Genomic DNA, 22,495 nt, shown 5'->3' on the forward strand with positions numbered 1-22,495 from the left:
CCCACCCCATGGATCCCGCTTCCCTTCAGGCGTGGTGCACGGACGGCTTCGTCATCCTGTGCTATTTCGCGGCTATCTTCGCCATCGGCCTCTACATGGGCCGCAAGCAGGATAGCCTCGAATCCTATGCCTTGGGGAACAGATCCCTTCCCTGGTGGGCCATCCTCGCCTCCATCCTCGCCTCGGAAATCAGCGCCGCCACCTTCTTCGGCACGCCCGAGGCGGGCTTCAAGACGCTGAACTTCACCTACGCCCAGCTCTGCATCGGCACCATTCTGGGCAGAATCGTCGTCGGCAGGCTCTTCCTCAAACCGTACTACAAATACAACGTCGTCTCCATCTACGAATACCTGCAGAAGCGCTTCGGCCTGCACACGCGGAGATGGGCCTCCATGACCTTCCTCATCAGCCGCGTCCTCGCCAGCGGCACGCGCCTCTATGTAGCGGGCATCCTGCTGGTCATCGCCTGCAAAACCATTGCGGGCGCCGCCACCCTCTCGAAAGAAGACGAAATCCTCCTCTACATCGGCGCACTCTCCGTCCTCACCATCGCCACCACCATCTACACCGCGCTCGGAGGCCTCAAGGCCGTCGTCTGGACGGATGTGCTGCAAGCCTCCATCCTCATCATCGCGATGCTGACCACCATCGGCATCCTCTTCTTCCATACAGGTTGGGACACCATCTGCGCCACCGTCGCCGCACCGCGGCCGGACGGCATCACCACCGAACCCTGGGCCGTCTTCAGCACCGGCTTCGTGGACGGAGGACTCGGCGAAAACATCAAACACATCTTCGCCAGCGACTACACCCTCTGGGCCGCCTTCCTTGGGGCCACCTTCATCACCATGGCCACCCACGGCACCGACCAGGACATGGTACAGCGCATGCTCGCCGCCAAAAATGCGAAAACGGGCAGCAAGGCCGTCATCCTCTCCGGTATCGCAGACCTCCCCATCGTTGCCATCTTCCTCTTCACGGGCATCCTCCTCTACGTCTATTACCAAAGCAACGGCATCACCTGGAATCCCAACCAGACGCAGAACGTCTTCCCACAATTCATCATCGACCATCTGCCCGCAGGCGTACGAGGCCTTCTCATCGCCGCCCTCTTCGCCACTGCAATGGGCTCCCTCTCCACCGCACTGAACGCCCTCGCCACCACCGCCACGAAAGACTGGTACCAAAGCATCTTCAACCCGAAGGCTACCGAACGCCAGCTCCTCAAGGCCGTGCGCTGGATGACCGTCCTCTTCGCCCTCCTCCTCATCATCGTCGGCTCCGTCACAGCGTGGTACACCGTCCAATACGGCGTCAAGGGCATCCTGCACATCGTCCTCGGCATCTTCGGCTACACGTACGGCTCCCTGCTCGGCGTCTTCCTGCTCGGTATGCTCACCGAACGCCGCGGGTGCGACCTCGGCAACTGCATCGCCATGCTCTACGGCTTCCTCACCATCGCAGCGCTCACGAACCTCATCCCGATGAACGACTGGTTCGGCCTCACGATGCCCGACATCGCCTTCCCGTGGCGCGTCACCATCGGCACCCTCGCCACCTTCCTCGTCGGCCTCTGCTTCCGCACCCCATCCAGGCAACCATCCGAAAACACACATGAAACTTCCTGAACTCCGGCAAGAAATCGACAAACTCGACCGTCAGATCGTCGCCCTTCTTCACGAACGGGCCTCCCTCGTCCATCAGGTCGGACTCATCAAGCAGGACAGCCAATCCCCCATCTTCGTACCCGAGCGGGAAGCCGACCTCTACCGGAAAATCGCCGACCTCAACGGCGGAAAACTCCCGGAAGGCTCTCTCCGCGCCATCTACCGCGAAATCATCTCCTGCTCCTTCTCGCTGGAAGGCGGATTCAAAGTCGCCTACCTCGGCCCCGCAGGCACATGGAGCCATCAGGCCTCCCTCAAGCAATTCGGCAGCAGCGTCGAACTCATGCCCATGCACGGCTTTGCCGCCGTCTTCGACGCCGTCGAACGCCACGAAGCCGACTACGGAGTCATCCCCATCGAAAACAGCACCGGGGGCTCCGTCACCGACGCGATGGACCTCTTCATCGGCACCACGCTGAACATCTGCGCCCAGATCCAGCTCCGCATCTGCAACTGCCTCTTGGGCAACATCCGCCTGGAAGAAATCAAAACCCTCTACTCGCATCCGCAGGTACTCCTCCAGTGCCGCCAGTGGATCCGCAACAACTTCCCGATGGCCGACCTCGTCGAAACATCCTCCACCACCGCAGCCGCCCAAATCGCCGTCGAAAAGGCATCCGAAGGAGCCGCCGCGCTCGGAGGAGCCCTCGCCGCCGAATTGTTCGGCCTGCAAATCCTCGAAAGCAACATACAGGACAAGGCCTCGAACACCACGCGCTTCGCCATCATCGGCCACCAGAAAACCCAGCCCACGGGTAACGACCGCACCTCTCTCTGCTTCACCGTGCGCCACACGGCCGGCAGCCTCGTCAGCGTCCTTGAAAAATTCAAGCAATACGGCATCAGCCTCCTCCGCATTGAATCGCGCCCATCAAAAATAATCGACTGGGAATACGTCTTCTACGTCGATGCAGCCGGACATGCAGAACAGGAACCGCTGAAAACCTGCCTCGACGAAGTGGCCGACCACTGCTCCATTCTCAAAGTCTTCGGGAGCTATCCCGAAGCAACCTCTCTATGTTGACCCAGCCATGAAAAAAAGCACCATTCTCCTCTGTCGCTTCCTTCAACTCTTCGGCTATTCCTTCCAGCACCTGTACCTGCAGGCCATCAACCAAAACACGCGGCTTGCCCGCTCTCTGGCGACCACCCTCGGTGAACAGGCTTGGAAAGATGCAGCCAATTGTCCGGAATTTGCCGACGATGTCGAAATCATCGGCCATCTGAACAGCCGCAGCCGCGAACTGACGAACATCCTGGCAGAACTTCAAAACGACAAACAAGCCGCCCAAACGCAGGCCAGAAACAACCGCCCCCTGCCCTCGGTTGCCGCCAAACAAATGCCCGACCTCTCCGCCGGAGCCATCTCGCAGCAGCGCACACGACTGCGCACGCTCATCCGCGAACTGCAGGAACGCCGTAAAAACCTTGCTGGCGTCATGACGCCGGATCATGCCGTCTTCTCGAAGCTCGACAAGCAGGAAGAAGAATACATGCTCGAACTGGATCGTCTGGAAAACAAACCCAATGCCCCGGCATCCCAGCAAACGAACGACCAGCCCGAGATATCCGATGAAATCCGGACGGACCGCACAGCCGCACAACTGAAGGATATCATCATGCGCATCAACAATGCCAATGTCGAACTGAAAAAAGTGAAGCAAACGCTCGTCTCCTCCTATCTGCATCTGGGCAAAGCCATCTGCGCCGCATGGCAGACCGACAAAAACATTCGCCGCCAGCTTTCCCGGCATAAACAAACCATGGCGCTGATCCTCGGAGTCGAGAAATCCATCAAAAAATACGAACGTCTGGCCCAGTCCAAAACCAAAGCAAGGGAAAACACCCTTCCTTTCTGATTTCTCCCGGCCATCTTATGGAACATCACGAGTCGAAACACGAAAAAACAAAGGCGGCCCTGTCTTCCGTCCTGTGGTCTGCTTTGCTGACAGGGCTCAAATTTGCCGTCGGCATCACCACGGGCAGCCTCGGCCTCATCTCCGAAGCCCTCCACAGCGGCCTCGACTTCATCGCCGCCGCCGTCACCCTGTATGCCGTTCGCGTCGCATCCCGTCCCGCCGACGACGACCACCCCTACGGCCACGGCAAAGTCGAAAACCTCTCCGCCCTCGGAGAAACCCTTCTGCTCATCATCACAGCCATCTGGGTCATTCAGGAAGCCATCTCAAGACTCGTCACCGGAGACATCGAAATCAACCCCACCATCTGGGCCTTCGCCGTCATCATCATCTCCCTCGTGGTGGATATCAACCGCTCCGCCATGCTCTACCGCGTCGCACGCAAACACAACAGCCAGGCTCTCGAAGCCGATGCCGCCCACTTCTCCACGGACATATGGTCCTCCGCAGCCGTACTCCTCGGCCTCATCTGCGTCTCGTGCGCCCAATTCGTACCGGAAGGCTCCTTCTGGCATTCGGCCCTCCTCCGGGCGGACATCATCGCGGCCCTCGCCGTAGCCTTCCTCATCCTCCACGTCAGCTACGACCTCGGCAAGCGGGCCATCAATGCCCTGATGGACGGGGGCACCTCCACCAAAACGGCCGAAATCCGCGAAAGGCTCCGGGAACGCATGCCCACCTACCCCGTCACCCGCCTCCGCGTGCGCGAATCCGGCAACAAAACGTATGTCGAAATGGAAATCTGCGCGCCCAAAGACCTGCATGTCGACACCGCCCACGACATCTCGAACGCCATCGAGAACATCGTCACGGACATGTACCCCGAAGCCGAAGTCCTCGTCCACGTCGAACCCGGGGATGGGGACTGCCCTCTCTCCCGCGAACTCATGGTACGCCACATCGCCCTGAGCCACCGCTTCAGCGTCCACGGCTACGCGCTGGCCTGCACCCCGGAACAGGGAGACGTCCTCTTCCTCGACGTCGAACTGCCGCCCGAGCTCAAACTCTCCCAGACACTCGTCGCCGTCCGCGCCTTTGAAACGGACGTCCGCAACAGGCTCGGCATCGCCCGCATCGTCTCGCACATCGAGCCGGACTCCCGGGACTTCCGCACACGCACCCCGCTCGACCTTCCCTCCGAAGCCGTCATCAGAGAAACCGTCTCGGAAATCTTCCGCCTCCACCCGGAAGCCGAATTCCGCACATGGGAAATCCTCACCTCGCAGGATGCTCCCATCCTCCTCATCACAGCCGGAATCAGCGAAGCACAGAATGTCCACGACAGCCATGTCCTCCTCAAACGGATGGAGGACGAACTCAAACGCGAAATGCCAGCCTTCGGCAAAATCTCCATCGCCCTCGCCAACGGATAGAACTCTCCCTGTCCGGCCCGGGCACCGACTTACGCCTTCACCATGAACGGAACCACCTGCTTCATCCTCGCCGCGCTCATCCTTCTCGCGGGCTACCTGTTTTACGGCCGCCTCGTCGAGCGCATCCTCAATCCCCGCCACGACCACCCGCTCCCCTGCGAAACCAAGGCGGACGGCGTGGACTACGTCGCCCTTCCGCGCTGGAAAATCTTTCTCATCCAGCTCCTCAATATCGCCGGGCTCGGCCCCGTCTTCGGAGCACTCTCCGGCGCACTCTTCGGCCCCGCCGCACTCCTCTGGATCGTCATCGGCTGCATCATCGGCGGAGCCACGCACGACTTCCTCGCCGCCATGATGTCCGCCCACCACGAAGGGGAAAACCTGCCCGAAACCGTCGGCCGCTACCTCGGCCACAAAATGGGCCACATCCTGCGCCTCCTGTGCGTCGCCCTCTGCACCCTCGTCGGCGTCGTCTTCACCCTCGGCCCCGCAGGCATGCTCGCCTCCCTGCCCGACTCCCTCTCCCTGCTCCATTGGTCGATCATCATCTTCGGCTACTACTTCCTCGCCACCATCCTGCCCATCCAGACCATCATCGGCCGCATTTACCCCTTCTTTGGCGCGCTATTCATCTTCATGGCGCTCAGCGTCATCGTCATGCTCTTCGTCAACGGATACGACATCCTGCCAAACACGGACTTCTTCACAGGCACCCACCCCCACGACACCCCCGTCTGGCCCGCCCTCTTCGTCACCATCGCCTGCGGCGCCATCAGCGGCTTCCATGCCACCCAGTCCCCCCTCATGGTGCGCTGCCTCCCCCGCGTCCGAGACGGCCGCCCCCTCTTCTACGGAGCAATGATCGCCGAAGGCTTCGTCGCCCTCATCTGGGCCACCGTCGGACTCTCCTTCTACCAGGGGCCGGAAGCCCTCGCCGCCTCCATGTACGACGGCACCCCGTCCTCCACCGTCACGCAGGTATGCACCACCCTCCTCGGCCCCACCGGAGCCGTCATCGCCCTGCTCGGCGTCGTCGTCCTGCCCATCACCTCCGGCGACACGGCCCTGCGCTGCTCCCGCCTCATGCTGGCGGACATGCTCAAACTCCCGCAAAAACCGATCCGCAACCGCCTCATCCTCGCCCTACCCCTCTTCGCCATCGCCATCTCCCTCACGCAGGTCGACTTCCAGATCGTCTGGCGCTACTTCGGCTGGTTCAACCAGGCCATCGCCGCCATCACGCTCTGGACCATCTCCGTCTTCCTCCGCAAACGCGGTTCATGGCACTGGATCACCACCGTACCCGCCATGTTCATGACGGCCATGTGCATCACCTACCTCCTGTGCAGCAAGGAAAGCTTCGGATTGGACATGATGAGCTCCACTGCAGCGGGCATCATCGCCTCCATGCTTCTTGCCGCCCTCTTCATGATGCACATCCCGGACGAAACCGACGAATAGGCCGTTCCGAATTCCCGGTTACCCCGGCAATCAGCAGCCTGTATCCGAACCGTTCTACCCCCTCCGTCGCAGGAGGAACGGCCAATATGACACAACCACACATCCGCCCCCAAGTATTTCTTTCCTTGCACTTGATTTCCCGGCGGCATCCTGATAACTTCTTGGCACGATGAAGAGCCTGAAAATCCTGCTGTTGACCCTCGGCCTCACCATGGGACAGGCACTGTGCCAGACGGAAGATCCGGAATACCTCAATCCCGACCGTTTCCTCCCGTCTCCGGTTGCCCAGCCCAAGCCCGCCCCCCGGCCGGGAGTCCCCGCACTCCCGACTTCCCCTTCGGCTCCTCCCATCGCCGCTGAAGTGGACGAACCCGGCCAGCAACCGGCCCATACCGCCGCCCCCATCGCCGAAGCCGTACCCGTCGAACTCGTCGAGCAGGATCAAACACGCGTCGCCGTCCTCTGTTACCACAACTTCAGCCAGACCAAACCCGTCACGGACATGCGCATCCGCACCTCCGTCTTCCGCCAGCAAATGGAGCAGATACGGAACTCCGGCATCACCGTCATCTCCATGGACGACTTCCTCGACTGGAAAACGGGCAGCAAAAAACTCCCGGCAGAATGTATCCTCATCACCATCGACGACGGCTGGAAGGGCACCTACACGGATGCCTATCCCATCCTCCGTGAAATGGGTTTTCCCTTCACCATCTTCATCTACACCGACTTCATCACCGGATACGGCGACGCCATGTCGCACGACATGATCCGCGAAATGATGGCCCACGGCGCCACCGTAGGCAGCCACTCCTCCAAGCACCTGTACCCGCGCGTCTGGAAAAAACTCACCCAGGGCACCCCGGCGTATGCCGAACTCGTCCAGCAGGAACTCGGCAACTCGGCCAACACGCTCCGCACCCTCTTCCAGACCCCCGTACTCACCTACTGCTACCCTGGCGGCTACAACACTCCGGAAATGGTCGAGAAAGCCCCCTCCTTCAACTACAAGGCGGCCTTCACCGTCGTCGGCAAGAAAACGACGCACGACAGTGAAAACTACCTCATTCCCCGCTATGTCATCGAAGGCGGCAAACCTTACACCTTCCAGCGGGCGCTGAATTTCAGACAGACAGGAGGGAACGACGCCCCCGGCTCCGCCACAGGAAGCGCCAACCTGCCGCCGCCTCCCTTCCCCGTCGTCCCGGCGGCCAACCAGGTCTCCACCGTCAACATCCCCATCATCTCCGCCGACCTCTCCAGCATACCGGGACTTTTGCCCCAGCTCTCCAACTTCGACATGAAAGTCAGCGGATTCGGCCGCGTTCCCTTCGAATTCGACGCCCAGAAAAAACTCCTCTTCTGGAAACCTGACCGCCGCATCTACAACTCCGACATCACCGTCCAAATCCAATGGAAAACGGCAGGAGGAAACCTGCCTCACACTGCCCGGTGGAGCTTCAAAATCTCCCCGGAAATTCCCCTCAACTGATCCACTCGCACCGCCAAACCGTCATGAACAGTTCTACCATCTCCCTCCTTCTCCCGGCAGCCCTCGTCTGCTGTACCACGGCAAATGCTCTCCCTTCCTCACTGAAACCCGAACCGCACCAACGCGACCCCTACAATTGGCAGGCTCGCCACGAATCCATTGTGGAACGGCACAAAACCGTCAAACCGGAATACGTCGTCATCGGAGACAGCATCACCCACCGCTGGGGAGGCGACCCGGTCGATACCGACCGCAAAATGGGCCGCCCGGGCGCAGCGTATTGGGATGACCTCTTCCAAAGCCACACCGCCACCAACATGGGCTTCGGCTTCGATTATGTGGACAATGCCTATTACCGGGTGCAACATGGAGAACTCGACGGCACCTCGCCCCGCGTCATCGTCCTGCTCATCGGCACCAACAACCTCGGCCACCGTAAAGACACCGCCGAACAATGCGCGGCCAATGTCAAAGCTTTCGTCCAGCTCCTCCGGACAAAATGCCCTTCCAGCAAAATCCTCATCCTCGGCATCCTTCCCCGGAAAGAAGAACAACTGGCTCCCGTCATCAGCAAAACCAATGCGCTGGTCTCCAAGCTCCAGAACCGCAAAAACATCTTCTTCCGGGATATTTCCCCGGCCTTCACGGCTCCGGGCAGCACCCTCGCCAGCCCGGCCCTGTTCAGCGACACCGTCCACCCCAATGCAGCCGGATATGCCAAACTGACGGAACAGCTCAAACCCATCCTGAAACAAATCGACCCGCAATACTGATCTCTCCGGCCATGACGCCTCACATCCTGAATGCAAAAGAAATCGAGGACATCCTCCGGCAGCACGGCCTCGTCCTGCCGGAAACCATGCACCCCGAACCCCACCAGCGCGACCAGTACAACTGGGCAGCACGCCACGCTTCCATCAAGGAACGCCATCGCACGGTAAAACCGGAATACGTCATCCTTGGAGACAGCATCACACACTGCTGGGGAGGAGAACCCGCCGATGCGGACCGCAAAATGCCCCGCCACGGCATCGACTCCTGGAACAGCCTGTTCGAAGGCCACACCGCCACCAACATGGGTTTCGGTTACGACTACGTAGACAATGCCTTCTACCGCATCCTCGACGGAGAATTGTCCGGCACATCGCCACGCGTCATCATCGTCCTCATCGGAACCAACGACATCGACACCCTCGCGCTTGCTCCGGAAACGTGTGCAGCCCACACCTCCGCCCTGCTGCAGCTCCTGCGCGCCACACAGCCGGAAAGCAAAATCCTCCTGCTCGGCATCATGCCCCGCACGGAACCCCACCTTGCCCCTGTCATCAGGCAAACGAACGAAGCCTATTCCCGGCTGGCGGACGGGCAGCACATCCACTTTGCCGACTGCGGTGCCTGCTTCCTCGAAGGCGACAGCCTGTTGGCCGACACGCGCTACGTCCTTGACGAAGCCCATCCCTCCACTGCCGGTTACGAAGCCATGGCGGCGACCATTCGTCCGCATCTCAAACGCATCGATCCGCTGTATTGACCGGAAAACCGCCGGATTCACCTCTCCACCCATAAAAAAGCATCTTCCTCTTCGGAAGATGCTTTTTTCTGTCAATCGTCGCGTAAAACGTGCTACCTCTTCTTCGCCGGCACCTTCACGAGCTGCGCTTTCAATCCCTGCACGGACTTCACCTTGGCGCTGGCGAGGGGGCGTGACGGATCGGCCTGATCCTGCGGAGCGCCGCACTGTACCGTCAAAGCCTCTCCGGGGAAAACAACCGTCGCATTTCCGAACACGAACGAACCTTCCCTTTTCCCTTGCGCCTGCTCAAACACCAGTGCATGACCATCCAGCAGAAGACCGTTCGACCCTTCATTGCGGATCGTCACCGTATTGTCAGGGGCGACCGTCACGGAGGCTTTCGGCTGGGACACCTTCAGCACGGGCACAAGGCGGGCGTACGTCAACTCGGCCAGCCTCCTTGCACCCGCCGCCATCGGATGCAAGCCGTCCTTGTACCATTCCGGGTGCGTGGACATCGCCGTATAGGCATCCATCGTCAGCGTCTTCTTGTCGCGGGAAATCTTGTCCAGCAGCTTCTCGGCCGTCGGACGGTTCTTGGCGGAACCGTTATCCTGATTGGAATACTTGTGCTCGGGCTGGTACACATTGCCCGGGAACGTCTTCTGCCCCGGCTGCCCGCGGAAATCCGGCCCCAGCCTGTTCCAGATCACCACCGGCACACTCTGCCTGCCGCCCCTCCATGCATCGATCAGCTCCTTATACCCTTTCTCGTACAAAACCGGATCCCACCATGCTCCCGTATCGTTGATCCCCAGATTGCAAACGTACACATCCCCCTTGAACGCGATGGCCGCCTGATGCTCCTTCGTATCGCCGTACCAGCGTCCTCTCTGCTTCTGGCTCGGATAATCGCCGCACGTTTTCCCGGAATTGCCGAAATTGCGCACCTCGTATTCCGGGCCCATCAGATCGCCGAGATACTTGGGATAATTGGACTGGTCGCGCTGGGCGATACCGAGACCGAACGTAATACTGTCGCCCACACAGGCGACTTTCGTTTTCTCTGCCAATGCGGAAGAACCCAGCAGCGACACGGCTGCCATCAAAACGGAAAAGGAACGGAATGACATGGTAAAAAATAAATTGATCGCCGAATACTTTACCAGATACGAACAATGAAACAAGTTCAAACAGCCGATCGGCAATTTTCAGCCTTCCGGGCCACATCACGAACGTTCGGCATGGGGCAGGCTCCGGCCGCACGCAGCTTTCTCGCAGCAGACCGCCGCCGCATCCGAAAACGGAACCGGCACGAAACCAGTCGTTTTCGCAGATAAATATTTGACATCGACTAACCGTTATGATAATGACATACCAAGTATGTCACATTTTGCATCACGATTTCTGCATTATTCCATCGTCATTTTTTGCACGAGCGCCATATCCCATGCCGCCGAAACCGGCGATCTCCCGCACCTGAAAGCCCATTGGAATTTCGATGAAGCACGGGATTGGCACAATATGCCTTACCCATTCACGCAGCCGCTCTCCGAAACACGCGACTCCGTCGGAAAAAACAACCTGTCCATCAACGACAAACTCGACCCCGTCAAGGCATGGGCATCCGGCAGGCAGTTTTCGGCCGTACGTTTCGATGCTCCCGGCCAGTTTCTGAAAGCGGCGCAACCGCTGAACACCTTGAAAAAAACAGCAGCCCTCTCCTTCTGGCTCAAAACCGACCCTGCAAATTCCGCCGCCAACGGAACGATTATCGGAGACTCGAAGGGCATGGAATGGGGCACCATCATGCCGGACGGCAAACTGGCGGTTCGCCAGCAAGGCAAAACGATCGCCTCCACATCGCAAAACGTCAATGACAACCAATGGCACCACATCGTCATCCAAAGGCAGGCGGATACTGGGCAAGTCTCCATCTACATGGACGGAACCCTCAGCGGACAGGGTACCGGAACATCCGGCACGCTGCCCGGAGAATATGCGGGATTCGGCTCCGCACAGGGGGGCCAACAATACATCGGCCTTCTGGATCAAATACACCTTTTCGACAAAACGGTTTCCCCGGAAACCATCCTTCAACTGAAAAACAACCACGCACCGAAAGCCTTCCCTCAGGAAACGCTTATCACGCGCGGCAAACCATCGCAGACCGGCAGCATCCTCCACCTGTACACATTCGACCCCGATCAGGACGCGCTGACCGTCGCCCGGCATGGGCAGGGGCAATACGGCACCGTTCGCTCGAAGGGAGACGGAACCTTCACCTACACATCCGGCAAAGGATTCACGGGGCGCGACCGCTTCCCCGTCACCGTCACCGACGGCCACGGCGGCTACTCCACCACATTCATGGAGGTACGTGATGAAACGACGATGCCCAAAACGCCCGTCACCAAATTCACCGGGTACCGTGAACTGCCATCTATCGGCAACGGAAAGGGAAAAACGGGAAACCGCATTCCCGCCGCCATCGACTGGGATGGAAACGGCATCTTGGACCTGCTCGTTTGCGGCAACAACCGCATCTGGGCTTATAAAAATGCAGGCAAAAAAAGCGCCGAACCCTTCTCCGAACCGATTCTCGTACAGGATACAGACGGAAAGGACATCGAAGCGGCCTCCATCGCCACCCTGAAAGCCTCCGGCAGCAAACACCCCCTTCTGATCGTCAGAGACAAAACAGGCCTCCTCCACACCTACGAATTGGTACTTCCGTCCAAGGCCTCTCCCCGCTTCCGGAAAACGGGAACCATACAGGGTTCCGACGGCAAGGACTTCAAATGCCCGTCGAACGCCATGGCCTTCGGCGACTACGATAACAACGGCAGCCCCGACCTGCTGGCCGGAGACGGCGGCAGCGGCATCTACCTGTACCGGAACACGGGTAAAAAAGGCGAGATGCAACTGAACACGGAACGCGAACACGTCATCCACGGCTCCTATAATCTGGGTCCGTATTTCGCCGATCTGAACGGCGACGGCAAAACGGACCTGCTCCACGGCGTCAACTGGGGCAGCATCCACTACTGGATCAACGGCGGAGGCTCCAGCATCATCGACGAAGCCAAAAAAGGCGACATCCAACTCACCGATGCAAACAACGAAATGCCCAAAAAAGGCAACAAAACCGTCCTGCGAGCCATGAACGGCACCTTGGGAGCCTTGGCCGACTTCAACGGCGACGGCATCATCGACCTGGTTCTCGGCAGTTACAACGACGGCATGCTCGCGCTGGCATACGGTGTCGACCCGAACGAAGCCGGACGCAACCTCGCCAAAATCGAGCAAATCTACAACGGGCACGAAACCGACCTCGGCAAATATCTGGAAGCGGATGGGCAGAAAATGCTCAACCGGTACAAAACGTTGAACCGCGAATGGATCACATGGGCCACATCCCTCCCCACCGTCGCCCAGCGTGAACAAGCATACCGGCAACTCAAAAAACACATCGCCAAATACCCCTTCCTCAAACGAAGCCAACTCGATGCATGGGTCAAGCGCAAAGACGGAAAAATCACCGAATTCGGCCCCATGCACCATGTGCCCGGCATCGTCGTCATGAACTGGGTCACACTCCATAACCTCAAGCCTGACAGCATGGCCCACAGAATCGACGTGGCCGACACCCTCGGACTGAAAGGACTGGACAGGGAACAGTATCTGAAATCGGGCGTCGCTGTGGCGGACAACTCCAAATGCTCGGACGGCCAGATGATGGCCATTCGGGACTTCATGCACTACCACCCCCGCATCCTCTTCCCGGACGATCACATCTCCATCGACCAGAACATGGGAGACGGCCGTGAAGCCATGTCCTACGTCTTCAAATCCAACAAAAACACCTTCGGATGCGATGTCGGAGGCCCTGCATGCGAAAGCGCGCGCGACCTCGTACAGGCTGCCGAAAAACATCTGGGCAAGGATTCCGCCAAGGGAGACTACTTCACCTTCGTCATGGGCCATGAAGTCTGCCATTCCCTCGACGCCTACGTCTATGGCCGCACCAACAAAAACCTTGCCGACCGCTGGAACGGCATGCTCGTCTATGCAGCCAACAACGGAGGCGCCGTCGACCTCATCGTCCCTCGGGAAGACGGATTGTTCGACCTTGGAAAAACACAAGAGCAATTCAAGCAAAAAGGCCTCTGGGACGGCCAATCGCCATGGAACGAAGCCTGGAAGAAATATTGGAACTCCTGCCCCTACAAAGACCTCGCCTTCATGCGAGGCAACATCGGATGGTTCCTTGAAGCCAAACAGGAAACGCTCGCCACGCAGGCCAACCACCACTGGGCCGGATCGGAAGCCCGCCTCGTCGGAGCCATCGACCGGTACAACCGAGGCTACAAGGCCAACATCAACGAAGTCGTCTTCTTCCTTGACCTCCTTTCCGCGGGCCTCAATGAAATCCCCATGTACAACATCACGGCGACCAAATCGCCTAACCGCGCCCAATTCGATGTGGAAAAGGCATGGCTGGAACGCAACGACGACGGCTTCATCACCAAAATCACCATCGGCCCCCGCGTATATGAATTCGAACTCGACTCCAAAGGCAAAGTCATTGCCATCAAAAACCATCCCTTCATCAACGAAATGAAATAAGGCACAGGGCCGGGCATGCAGAGAAAACCCGGCCCTCACGCCATCATCGCCAGCAGCGGATCAAAACGGGGCTTCCCAACAATGGGAAGCCCCGCAATGCATCAACGATCAGACATCTTCCGGCCGAACCATGGCCGCTCCGCCACCGTACATACCTGCACCACGGCACATGATGCCGCATGGCCGCCTATCAAAAGGCCACGCGGATACATACCCTGTGCAAAAACCTGCTGCAGCAAAACACCGGAACGTCTCGCCGCACTCAATTGCCCGTACCTGCCCCGGGCACACTCCCGGAAGGAGGCAGCATGCCTCCGGGGCGCATCCCGGTACCGGCCGGAGATGATCTGCGCTTGGGCCGGGAAGAACCGGGCACGCGGTCATCGTCCATGATGATACGAACGGGGCGCAACGGCTTCGGGGCATCCGAAATCACCTTCCTGATCTCCGCCGTAGCGGCCAGATCGGCAGCCGTCTTCCCCTCGTCGTTCTGCTCGGTACCGTCCGCTCCCTTGGCCAGCAGCATCTTGACGATCTCCATCCGGCCCAGCCGGGCCGCCTCCATCAGAGGCGTATACCCCGTCGCATCGCGAAGATTCACATCCGTCACCAGCTTCAGAACGACCGGCACGATCTCGGGATTGCCTCCCGACACCGCATCCATCAGCACAGAACATCCGTAGGATGTGGCAGCATCGGCCTTCGCCCCCTTATCCAGCAAAATGGAAAAAATCTCGTCGTCGCCACGCCGGGCGGCCACCATCAGAGGAGTCTGCCCATCCGGCCCGGCATCGTTCACGCGAACGGAGGAATCCAGCAACAGGCGGAGAATCTCCCTGTTGCCGCGCTGCACCGCATCCATCAGCACGGATGAACCGTTCGAATCCCACGTATTCACATCCGCCCCCTTGAAAATCAGAGTCTCTGCAATCTCGCGGTCTCCTCGCCTCACGGCATACGCCAGTGCAGACAACCCATTGGCATCGCAACCGTTGGCGCTCATACCGGACTTCAGCAGGAAATCCACCAACTTGGGTTGCCCGTCCATCACGGCAATCATCAGCACCGTCTCCGTATTCTTCTTCTGGTTCGAATCCCAGTCCGCCTCAAGCAGCTTATTCAACAGACGCTTATCCTTCTTGGAAATCGCCTGCCAAACGGAATCATAGGATGGATACAACTTCCGAAAATCGGGCTTAGCAGAGGCGTTTTGCCCCTTGTCCGTCGGCGGATCGAACGAAATACGCTTCGTCTTCGCCTGCTTGGTCACGGAAGAAATAATCGCGCCGCCCAGCGAACGGTCCGCCTTCTTGGCGCGTGATTTGAGCCAGCGCTCGCGCCCCTTCACCGCCTTGTCCAGCTCGGCCAGCGTACCCATTCTCTCTTCGTAGCGTGTCCGGATAAACTTCCGTATCTCGTCTTCCGACTTCCCGGCAAGCTCCAGCGGCACGCAAGCCTCTCCGCCGATCGCATCGAAGGAAAACTCCTCGCGTCCCGGCGCGAACCGCGTCACCAGATCAAGGGAATTCCTGTCGTTGCCCGCCAGAAGAATCTTCGTCAGCAAACGCTCGATCTTCACCCCCGTATCCGTCATCCCCGGATTGGCAATCTCGTCCGCCACCTTCGCCTTGAGAAAACGCTGAGCGGAAGGAGATCCGAAAGGAATGAAATCGGCATAGGCATCCTCACTCTTCTTCAGTATATCCGCATCCATCGGCGACCCTGCTTCGGAAGTGGTCGCGCTCTGGTCGATACTGACGAACGAACCACCGCCCAGCGAGGCAGCCTTCTTCCAAAGCTCTTCCTCTCCGGGCCGGGTACCCAGCCCGGCGCAGTGAATCGTATTGACCAGAATGCCGCACCTCTTCGCATGTGCGATGGCATCCTTGTAGGCCACGGGCTTGGTCGCCGTAGCCTGATCGAAAGCCTCGTTTCCTGCAATGAAAATCATCTTCAAGCTGCGGGGATCTTCCGTATTCCATGCCAGCTCGGAAACGGCCTTCTCGATCACCGTACCGCAATACTCGCTGCTGCCGCTGCATTGCAACTTGTACAATTTATCCGAAATATCATCGAAATTATCCGTAAACGGAGAAATGCAAATGATCTGGTCCTCACCGCCCCGCATATCGCCGTATGCGTAGAGAGCAACCGACACGCGCGAAGGCTTCCCTTCCTGAAACGAATGCGACAGCCTGTTGATCACCTTCCAGAGCTGTGTGCGGGCCTGCTCGATCAAACCGTCCATACTGCCGGAAACATCCAGCAGAATGGCAAGCTGGATATTTCCCTTGGGGGCGAACACCTCCCTCTTGTCCGAAGTCTTCGCCTTGCCATCGGGTACCGTCTCGCCGCGCAAACCTCCGTTCGCCGGAGATGGCGGGCCGATCGGCCTGTCTCCTGCAAACTGGGCAAAACAACTGCCGGCGCCGAAGCACACACCGACCACGCCGGACATCAATAATGGCATCGATAAACTCATTCTATACGGTCTTTCTTGATCAATTAACAATAACCATCGAGAGACAAACGGCTACATTTTAATGTACTATTATCATACGCTCCGGAGGAAAGCAATAAAATTCCAACCTTCCACCGAAAAAACAATTGATCGTCAATCGCTCGTCTTCCACCGGAATCTTGTCCGTTTTCCGATAAAAAAGGAGGCGGTCATCAGACCGCCTCCGCAACATGTAACCGGACGAAGCCAAGCTATTTCTTCAAAGCGTTCCCCTCGTACACGAACACCTCGAAAGGCTGAAGCGTGAACGTCACGGGCTTGTCAATATCCACGGAAACGCCCGAAAAACCGGCCATCTTCCGCTGGTCTCCGTACGAATCCTTGAATGTGATCTTGCCCTTCACCTTGGCGGGAATATCGAGGGCATCGCGCATCGTAATCGTCAGGCTCTTCTCCTTGGCGGAGGAATTGCGCAAGGCAAGCGTCGCCTTGGATGGATTCCAGGCCGCCCAGCCGTACACGGAGCCTTCCTTCTTATCCTTGTCCCACGGATTGCCGCCGACCCAATGCACATCGTCCAGCACATCGGCATTCCGGCGAATCCACTTGATCCCCTCGGCCAGATCGTCCCACAGCACGCCGTTATTGGCATTCATCAGATCGCGGTCCACATACAGCTCCTGCAGCGACGTGCCGCAGGCAAAGGCGCAGCGCATCTCCTTCTTCACATTCTCGGGATCGCGGGGCATGCAGGCGGGAGGGCCGAACTTTGTCACCATCAGACCGTGCGTCATCATCGAATTGATCGGCATCAGCGGGGAACCCTGCACGAACACCTCATGCACGAGGCGGTCGCGGTAGGTAATCCACTGGTCGCGCTTATCTCCTTCCCCCATATCGCCCCAGTCGTTCTCCTGCCGCCACACGGAATCCGCATAGCGGAACCAGAACGGAGAAGCCCACGTACCTACCGTACAGTTGATATACAAATCGCCGCGCTGCTTCCGCAAGGCAGTCACCACACGGAGAATGCCTTCGGCATCCTCTTCATTGCCCGGCCCCCTGGAATGGAAATTCGTGCTGATGCCGTCGAACTTGAAGTATCGCATATCGTAATCCTTCACCATCTGGCTACAACGGCCGACGAACGCATCGAAATACTCCTTGTTGGAAAGCTGGAAATTGCCGATCTGGTTATTCGGATGATTCTTATTCCAATGCGCCAGACGCTTGCCCTTTGACGCACCGTAACCGCCCACGGGACCCAGCCACGCGCCGATGCCCGCTCCCTGCTTGCGAGCCAGCTTGTTCGTCTCGCTGAAACCCTTCGGGAACATCTTGTGGAAATCCCACAGACTGTTGAACTCGTCCCAGCCGTCATCCCACACGAAAGCATCGATCCCGGTACCGCGCTTCTTGAACATCTGCTCATTCCAATCCTTCACCACCTCCACGCACTGCGCTTCCGTCATCCTCTTCGCGGGGTCGGAATCATTATTACGGTTGATATTCAGCTCATACCACGAATTGTAATGAATGAAAGGACGATAGGGCATCACACGCTCGCGCTCGATATAGGCAAGCAAGGACCGCCTTTGCTGCCCCGGCTCGAACAGGCCGAGAACGGACGACACATCCCAGACATCGCCCGGCTGCAGCATCGTCTTGCGGCTCCAGAACCCTTGAACCATCGCGGAATCCTGCACCTTGGCCGTTGCCTGCTCCGTCTTCACGGGCAAAGAAAACGCAACCTCACCTTTACTCGTCACAGGCTCGTTCTTCGCATCCGCCCAGTAGCGCAACGTATATTTGCCGGAAGACGGCACCTTCAGCGCATAGACATTGTTGACATTCCTGTCTCCGGTAGAACCTGCATGCAAATCTTCCGACACCACCGCGCCGGATGCATTCACGAGCTGCACGCCGACCACATTCAGCTTATTGTTGCCACCCTTGTACTGGAACGTCACCGAACAATCGCCCTGCCCGTCGATGGCCACAGGCCCTTCGGATACCAGCAGGCCGTCCCCGTACTTCTTCAACGCTTCGGGCGCATGATCCCCATCCGACCATGAACGGGCCGTCCAGGCCGCCGCATTCCATGCCTCGCCGCCCGTCGTCTTCGTACCCACCGTATTGATGCCCATCGGCGTCTCCAACGCCGTAAAGGCCACATCGTTCACGATCAAAGCTCCACGGGCATTCCCGGAAACCGCAGGCATCCCGTTGCTCCCGACCGCAAGATTGTACTGCATACCGACGATCCCCTTCATGGCGATCGGCTTCGTACTCTTGAGCTGCAGCTCTTGCCGCAGATAATGCGAACCGTCGCGCAACACCGCCCGCCAGGCAATCTGCAACGAACCGTCGAGAGCCGTAAAATGCGCCTCCAGCGCCTTGCCCGCCGAACGTGAAGCCAGATTGAACGCCTTCGGCTGTGCCTTCAGCTCCACCATCTTGACGGATGCGCACGTCAGGTCGGACGCCTTGATACTCTTGCCGTCGGCCGTCTGAATCACGAACAGCTCGCCGCCCGGAGCCGCCACCGCGCCCTTCGGGGACACAAGACCGCCGAACGACAGCTTGCCGTCCTTCAACATATACTTGGCCGTCAGCAGACTATTGGAAAGGGACATCGTCTCACCTTCCCTGGAAACCTTGGCAGCACCCGGCGCTTCACCGGGGAAAACAACGGCAGCAGACACCATCGACACACAGCCGAGCATGGCCGCCATAACCAGAACACGTTTCAAAAACTTCATAAGAAAAATACGACTCTGTGAATAAAACCATATATACCAGCCCATCTCAAGCATAAAACATGTACTTTCAACAGATCATTGCCCGGCATGCCGGGCAGTCCGCAGAGCCTGCGGCCATTTTCCTCTTGACGCACCCCCGGCATGTGGTATCTTGACGGAAGCACGGAATGCTCTGCCGTCCATTCGTTTGTTCGCACATACAATAGCCATCCCCTATCGCACACCATGAAAAAAACAGCCATCACCGCCATCGGACTCGCCTTTCTGGCAGGTTGTTCCTCCGACCAGAAACAGCCCGGCGGCAACACGGCCGGCAATGAGCAACTGACCCGGCAGGAAGCCAACTTCCGAAAAACGAATGCCTACATGGACAAACTGAAAAAAGCGATTGCCGACTGTCAAAGCATCTACCTCGAAACCGGCAAAGGCAACAAAGAATGGCTCACGCAGGAAGACACGCAGAAAATCCGCGACATCCTCATTCAGGCACAGCCCGACTACAATCAGGAAGGAGACATCCAGCAACCGACCGGAGAAACATCTTCCGCAACGCCAGCCCCGGCCGACACCGTCAACCTGCACCTCGCCAACAGCTACGGCAACTCCGTCTTCCGGCTCCCTCTCCGCCCCGCATTCGGAGGCAGCAACCTCCTCGTCCCCGTTGCCCCCATCCGCTTCACCAGCGCCTCGCTGGAAAGCTCCATGAGCGGCATCCTCTCTCCCGTACGCCAGCGGCTCCTCTCAAGCATCCCCGAACCGCCACCCATCATCACCCCGCCGATTGAGCAGGGCATCCAGCAACCCACGCCGCCCGAACCCGGCAAACTGCCCGTCGCCGTCCCTGTGCCGGGCAGCCCGCTGGAAGTATACAGCCCGTACGATCCTTCCAAAACAATCCGCATCCTCAACAAGAAAACGGGGCAACGGCAGCCCAGCGGCAAAAAACTGTACGACCCTTACTCTCCGGGAGGAAAAGGCATCTTCATCGTCCCGTAACGCCCCTCTCCGTTCACGGCAACTCCAAGCCCTTCAACGCGGCAAACGGCACCATCACGTCGCCGGGGTCAAGCATCGCATTGATCAGCGTCACGAACTCGTAACGCGGCAAATCGCGCACATGCACCGGACACTCGCGCAGCAGCCCTTCATCCAGCAGAAAAGCCCGCTTCGTTCCAGCCAACAGAAAGGTTGACGGCGTCACCCAGTCTCCGGGGCGGCCGAACGCCAGATTCGCATACGAAGCATCCGTCACCCAGCCCTCGCGGGTCAGCACCGCCTCATCCGCATCCGCCGCCACAGCCCGTGCCGCCAGCAGCGCGCGCCTATCCTCGAACTTCCGGTCATACCTCAAAGCCGGGCACTCCACCAGCCGCAGAGACCGCACCACCCTCGGCGCATAGGCATCGCACGCCACAGCGCCCGGCCCCCCGTCGGAAGCATACGACACGCGCAACTTGAACACCCCCTTCTCCGGCAAGCGCATCCCCCGCACCGCCTGCGCCAGATCGAACGCGCACCCCGCATCCAGAGAACGGTTCACGCGGGCCTGATGGTACTCAAGCAGGCACGGCCTCCCGTCCTGCACCCGGATGGATTCAAAAAGCAAACGGCACATAAACTTTATCGATCAACTCGCGATACTCCTCCTCCGCATCGCTCAACACCGTAATCCCTCCCCCGCTGCGGTACACCAGCCCCTCGACGGACGCCTCCACAAACCGGATCGCCACCGCACTATCCAGCGACTCCCCATCGAAAAAACCGAACACCCCCGTATAAAAACCGCGCTCATACGGCTCCGCCTCGCGGATCGCCCGCACCGTCCACTCCTTCGGCGCGCCGGACACGCTCCCGGCAGGCAGCAGCCGGAAAAGCACATCCCCCAGCCGCCCCTGCCACCCCTCCGGCAAACAGCCGCACACCTCGGAACTCGTCTGCAAAATCGCCCCCCGGCTCGTCTCCACCTCCTCCACATACCGGAAACGCGGCACATGCACCCCCTCGCACACCATCGCCAAATCATTCCGCAGCAAATCCACAATCGTCGCATGCTCCCGCCTCTCCTTCTCATCCTCCAACAGGCGGCGCTCCGCATCCGGCACATCCGCACGAATCGTCCCCTTCATCGGAAACGACCGCATCACCCCGCCCCGCACCGTCACAAAAGCCTCAGGCGAAAAACAGGCGAACTCGCCATCCACCAGCAGCTTATACGGCGAAACAGCCCTCGCTGCAAAATCCCTCAGAGAAAGATTCGTCTCCAGCCGAGACGGAAAACACAAATTCAGCAAATACGAATCCCCCCGCATCAAATGCGACTGAACACACGCAAAAGCGCGGCAGTACGCCTCGAAATCCGGCGGCTCGGCGCGGAACTCCACCGGCTCCGGCAGCGGCACGGCATCCGGCATGCGAGACTCCAGCGGCACCTGAAAAAACACCCCCTCCGGCACCGCGTCCGCAGGCACCACCCAGCCGGAACCGGCATCGAACGGAACGGCGAACAAAAACGGCCTGCCCTCCCCGCCCCAGCGGTTCATCAGATCGATACATTCGTTTCGTGTGTACAAGTGCATGCCCTTCGTGGTAAACTCGCGCATCCTCATGGCCGCCGTTCGCAACATCCTGCTCGTGGACAACCAGGACTCGTTCACCTACAACCTCGTTGAACTCGTCCGGGAACTGGGCGGCTACCATACCACAATCCTCCCGGCAACGGAAGTGCAAACCGCGCACCTCCTCACCGCAGAAGCCGTCATCCTCTCCCCCGGCCCCGGCATGCCGCACGAACACCCCGCCTGCTTCCGCCTCCTCGACACCCTGCCGCCCTCTACCCGCCTCCTCGGCGTCTGCCTCGGCCACCAAATACTCGGTCTGCACCACGGAGCCACGCTCGAACACCTCCCCGCCCCACGCCACGGCATGCAGGGAGAAGCACTCTCCGACGACGCCTCCCTCCTCTTCCACGGCCTCCCCTCCACCTTCCCCGTCGGCCTCTACCACTCGTGGCAGCTTTGCAGCGATCCCATCCCGGGCACCCTCGCCGTCACGGCACGCGACCGGGAAGGCCGCATCCTCGCCATCAGCCACAGGCAGCTCCCCCGCCACGGCATCCAGTTCCACCCGGAATCCATCCTCACGCCTCATGGAGCCGCGATCATGCGCAACTTCCTCGAAACGCCCCTCTGAGGCTGTCTCTTATACACATCTCCGAGCCC

General features: G+C 59.2%; 16 protein-coding genes. 11 read left to right on the top strand and 5 right to left on the bottom strand.

Going from position 1 to position 22,495, the window contains the following annotated elements; all coding sequences use genetic code 11:
• Positions 1-8 precede the first annotated feature (8 nt).
• The 8 genes from AC781_RS02215 to AC781_RS02250 all read left to right on the top strand — a co-directional run bounded on the left by AC781_RS02215 (position 9) and on the right by AC781_RS02250 (position 9,443).
• On the top strand, positions 9-1,628 hold the full coding sequence (locus AC781_RS02215; RefSeq protein ID WP_067772744.1) for a sodium:solute symporter: 1,620 nt from the start codon (positions 9-11) through the stop codon (positions 1,626-1,628).
• Positions 1,615-2,691 (top strand): prephenate dehydratase, encoded by a 1,077-nt coding sequence (pheA, locus tag AC781_RS02220; protein WP_067772747.1) that lies wholly within the window; start codon positions 1,615-1,617, stop codon positions 2,689-2,691. The genes AC781_RS02215 and pheA overlap by 14 nt, the downstream gene beginning before the upstream one ends.
• A gap of 7 nt (positions 2,692-2,698) precedes the next feature.
• On the top strand, positions 2,699-3,526 hold the full coding sequence (locus tag AC781_RS02225; protein ID WP_067772749.1) for a hypothetical protein: 828 nt from the start codon (positions 2,699-2,701) through the stop codon (positions 3,524-3,526).
• Positions 3,527-3,543: 17 nt separating this feature from the next.
• Complete coding sequence (locus tag AC781_RS02230; protein WP_067772752.1) at positions 3,544-4,959, top strand: cation diffusion facilitator family transporter; 1,416 nt, start codon at positions 3,544-3,546, stop codon at positions 4,957-4,959.
• Between the two features lie 42 nt (positions 4,960-5,001).
• Positions 5,002-6,420 (top strand): carbon starvation CstA family protein, encoded by a 1,419-nt coding sequence (locus AC781_RS02235; RefSeq protein ID WP_067772755.1) that lies wholly within the window; start codon positions 5,002-5,004, stop codon positions 6,418-6,420.
• 169 nt (positions 6,421-6,589) lie between these two features.
• Complete coding sequence (locus tag AC781_RS02240; RefSeq protein WP_067772758.1) at positions 6,590-7,912, top strand: polysaccharide deacetylase family protein; 1,323 nt, start codon at positions 6,590-6,592, stop codon at positions 7,910-7,912.
• Positions 7,913-7,935: 23 nt separating this feature from the next.
• The gene (locus tag AC781_RS02245) at positions 7,936-8,685 is read left to right on the top strand and encodes a GDSL-type esterase/lipase family protein (RefSeq protein ID WP_067772762.1); all 750 of its coding nucleotides are present in this window, start codon (positions 7,936-7,938) and stop codon (positions 8,683-8,685) included.
• Positions 8,686-8,696: 11 nt separating this feature from the next.
• Positions 8,697-9,443: a GDSL-type esterase/lipase family protein gene (locus tag AC781_RS02250; RefSeq protein ID WP_067772765.1), complete on the top strand. Its 747-nt coding sequence runs from the start codon at positions 8,697-8,699 to the stop codon at positions 9,441-9,443.
• 92 nt (positions 9,444-9,535) lie between these two features.
• On the opposite strand, the gene AC781_RS02255 is transcribed toward AC781_RS02250, so the two are convergent.
• Positions 9,536-10,558: a GDSL-type esterase/lipase family protein gene (locus AC781_RS02255; protein WP_067772768.1), complete on the bottom strand. Its 1,023-nt coding sequence runs from the start codon at positions 10,556-10,558 to the stop codon at positions 9,536-9,538.
• 391 nt (positions 10,559-10,949) lie between these two features.
• On the opposite strand from AC781_RS02255, the gene AC781_RS02260 reads away from it, so the two are divergent.
• A complete protein-coding gene (locus tag AC781_RS02260) occupies positions 10,950-14,054 on the top strand; it encodes an FG-GAP-like repeat-containing protein (protein ID WP_172801740.1) in 3,105 nt (1,034 codons plus the stop codon).
• Between the two features lie 262 nt (positions 14,055-14,316).
• Here AC781_RS02260 and AC781_RS02265 read toward each other — a convergent pair whose 3' ends face one another.
• Complete coding sequence (locus AC781_RS02265) at positions 14,317-16,524, bottom strand: ankyrin repeat domain-containing protein (protein WP_172801741.1); 2,208 nt, start codon at positions 16,522-16,524, stop codon at positions 14,317-14,319.
• A gap of 242 nt (positions 16,525-16,766) precedes the next feature.
• Positions 16,767-19,277, bottom strand: a complete 2,511-nt coding sequence (locus AC781_RS02270; RefSeq protein ID WP_141675698.1) for an alpha-amylase family protein — start codon at positions 19,275-19,277, stop codon at positions 16,767-16,769.
• Between the two features lie 225 nt (positions 19,278-19,502).
• On the opposite strand from AC781_RS02270, the gene AC781_RS02275 reads away from it, so the two are divergent.
• Positions 19,503-20,273: a hypothetical protein gene (locus tag AC781_RS02275; protein ID WP_067772779.1), complete on the top strand. Its 771-nt coding sequence runs from the start codon at positions 19,503-19,505 to the stop codon at positions 20,271-20,273.
• Between the two features lie 13 nt (positions 20,274-20,286).
• Here the strand turns inward: AC781_RS02275 and AC781_RS02280 are convergent, their stop codons facing one another.
• Positions 20,287-20,892 carry an aminotransferase class IV gene (locus AC781_RS02280; RefSeq protein WP_067772782.1) on the bottom strand — a complete coding sequence of 202 codons (606 nt, stop codon included), beginning with the start codon at positions 20,890-20,892 and terminating at the stop codon, positions 20,287-20,289.
• Complete coding sequence (locus AC781_RS02285) at positions 20,873-21,853, bottom strand: aminodeoxychorismate synthase component I (RefSeq protein ID WP_067772860.1); 981 nt, start codon at positions 21,851-21,853, stop codon at positions 20,873-20,875. The genes AC781_RS02280 and AC781_RS02285 overlap by 20 nt, the downstream gene beginning before the upstream one ends.
• On the opposite strand from AC781_RS02285, the gene AC781_RS02290 reads away from it, so the two are divergent.
• On the top strand, positions 21,852-22,466 hold the full coding sequence (locus AC781_RS02290) for an anthranilate synthase component II (protein WP_083076412.1): 615 nt from the start codon (positions 21,852-21,854) through the stop codon (positions 22,464-22,466). The two genes, AC781_RS02285 and AC781_RS02290, sit on opposite strands and share 2 nt — an antisense overlap.
• The last annotated feature ends 29 nt before the right edge of the window (positions 22,467-22,495 follow it).

The organism is Neoakkermansia glycaniphila (assembly GCF_001683795.1).
Taxonomy (GTDB): domain Bacteria; phylum Verrucomicrobiota; class Verrucomicrobiia; order Verrucomicrobiales; family Akkermansiaceae; genus Akkermansia; species Akkermansia glycaniphila.

What these genes read in the sequence shown, in the direction of transcription:
- AC781_RS02215 (WP_067772744.1), top strand. Translation starts at nt 9, where the DNA reads ATGGATCCCGCTTCCCTTCAGGCGTGGTGCACGGACGGCTTCGTCATC.
- pheA (WP_067772747.1), top strand. Translation starts at nt 1,615, where the DNA reads ATGAAACTTCCTGAACTCCGGCAAGAAATCGACAAACTCGACCGTCAG.
- AC781_RS02225 (WP_067772749.1), top strand. Translation starts at nt 2,699, where the DNA reads ATGAAAAAAAGCACCATTCTCCTCTGTCGCTTCCTTCAACTCTTCGGC.
- AC781_RS02230 (WP_067772752.1), top strand. Translation starts at nt 3,544, where the DNA reads ATGGAACATCACGAGTCGAAACACGAAAAAACAAAGGCGGCCCTGTCT.
- AC781_RS02235 (WP_067772755.1), top strand. Translation starts at nt 5,002, where the DNA reads ATGAACGGAACCACCTGCTTCATCCTCGCCGCGCTCATCCTTCTCGCG.
- AC781_RS02240 (WP_067772758.1), top strand. Translation starts at nt 6,590, where the DNA reads ATGAAGAGCCTGAAAATCCTGCTGTTGACCCTCGGCCTCACCATGGGA.
- AC781_RS02245 (WP_067772762.1), top strand. Translation starts at nt 7,936, where the DNA reads ATGAACAGTTCTACCATCTCCCTCCTTCTCCCGGCAGCCCTCGTCTGC.
- AC781_RS02250 (WP_067772765.1), top strand. Translation starts at nt 8,697, where the DNA reads ATGACGCCTCACATCCTGAATGCAAAAGAAATCGAGGACATCCTCCGG.
- AC781_RS02255 (WP_067772768.1), bottom strand. Translation starts at nt 10,558, where the DNA reads ATGTCATTCCGTTCCTTTTCCGTTTTGATGGCAGCCGTGTCGCTGCTG.
- AC781_RS02260 (WP_172801740.1), top strand. Translation starts at nt 10,950, where the DNA reads ATGCCTTACCCATTCACGCAGCCGCTCTCCGAAACACGCGACTCCGTC.
- AC781_RS02265 (WP_172801741.1), bottom strand. Translation starts at nt 16,524, where the DNA reads ATGCCATTATTGATGTCCGGCGTGGTCGGTGTGTGCTTCGGCGCCGGC.
- AC781_RS02270 (WP_141675698.1), bottom strand. Translation starts at nt 19,277, where the DNA reads ATGAAGTTTTTGAAACGTGTTCTGGTTATGGCGGCCATGCTCGGCTGT.
- AC781_RS02275 (WP_067772779.1), top strand. Translation starts at nt 19,503, where the DNA reads ATGAAAAAAACAGCCATCACCGCCATCGGACTCGCCTTTCTGGCAGGT.
- AC781_RS02280 (WP_067772782.1), bottom strand. Translation starts at nt 20,892, where the DNA reads ATGTGCCGTTTGCTTTTTGAATCCATCCGGGTGCAGGACGGGAGGCCG.
- AC781_RS02290 (WP_083076412.1), top strand. Translation starts at nt 21,852, where the DNA reads ATGCCCTTCGTGGTAAACTCGCGCATCCTCATGGCCGCCGTTCGCAAC.
- AC781_RS02285 (WP_067772860.1), bottom strand. Translation starts at nt 21,853, where the DNA reads ATGCACTTGTACACACGAAACGAATGTATCGATCTGATGAACCGCTGG.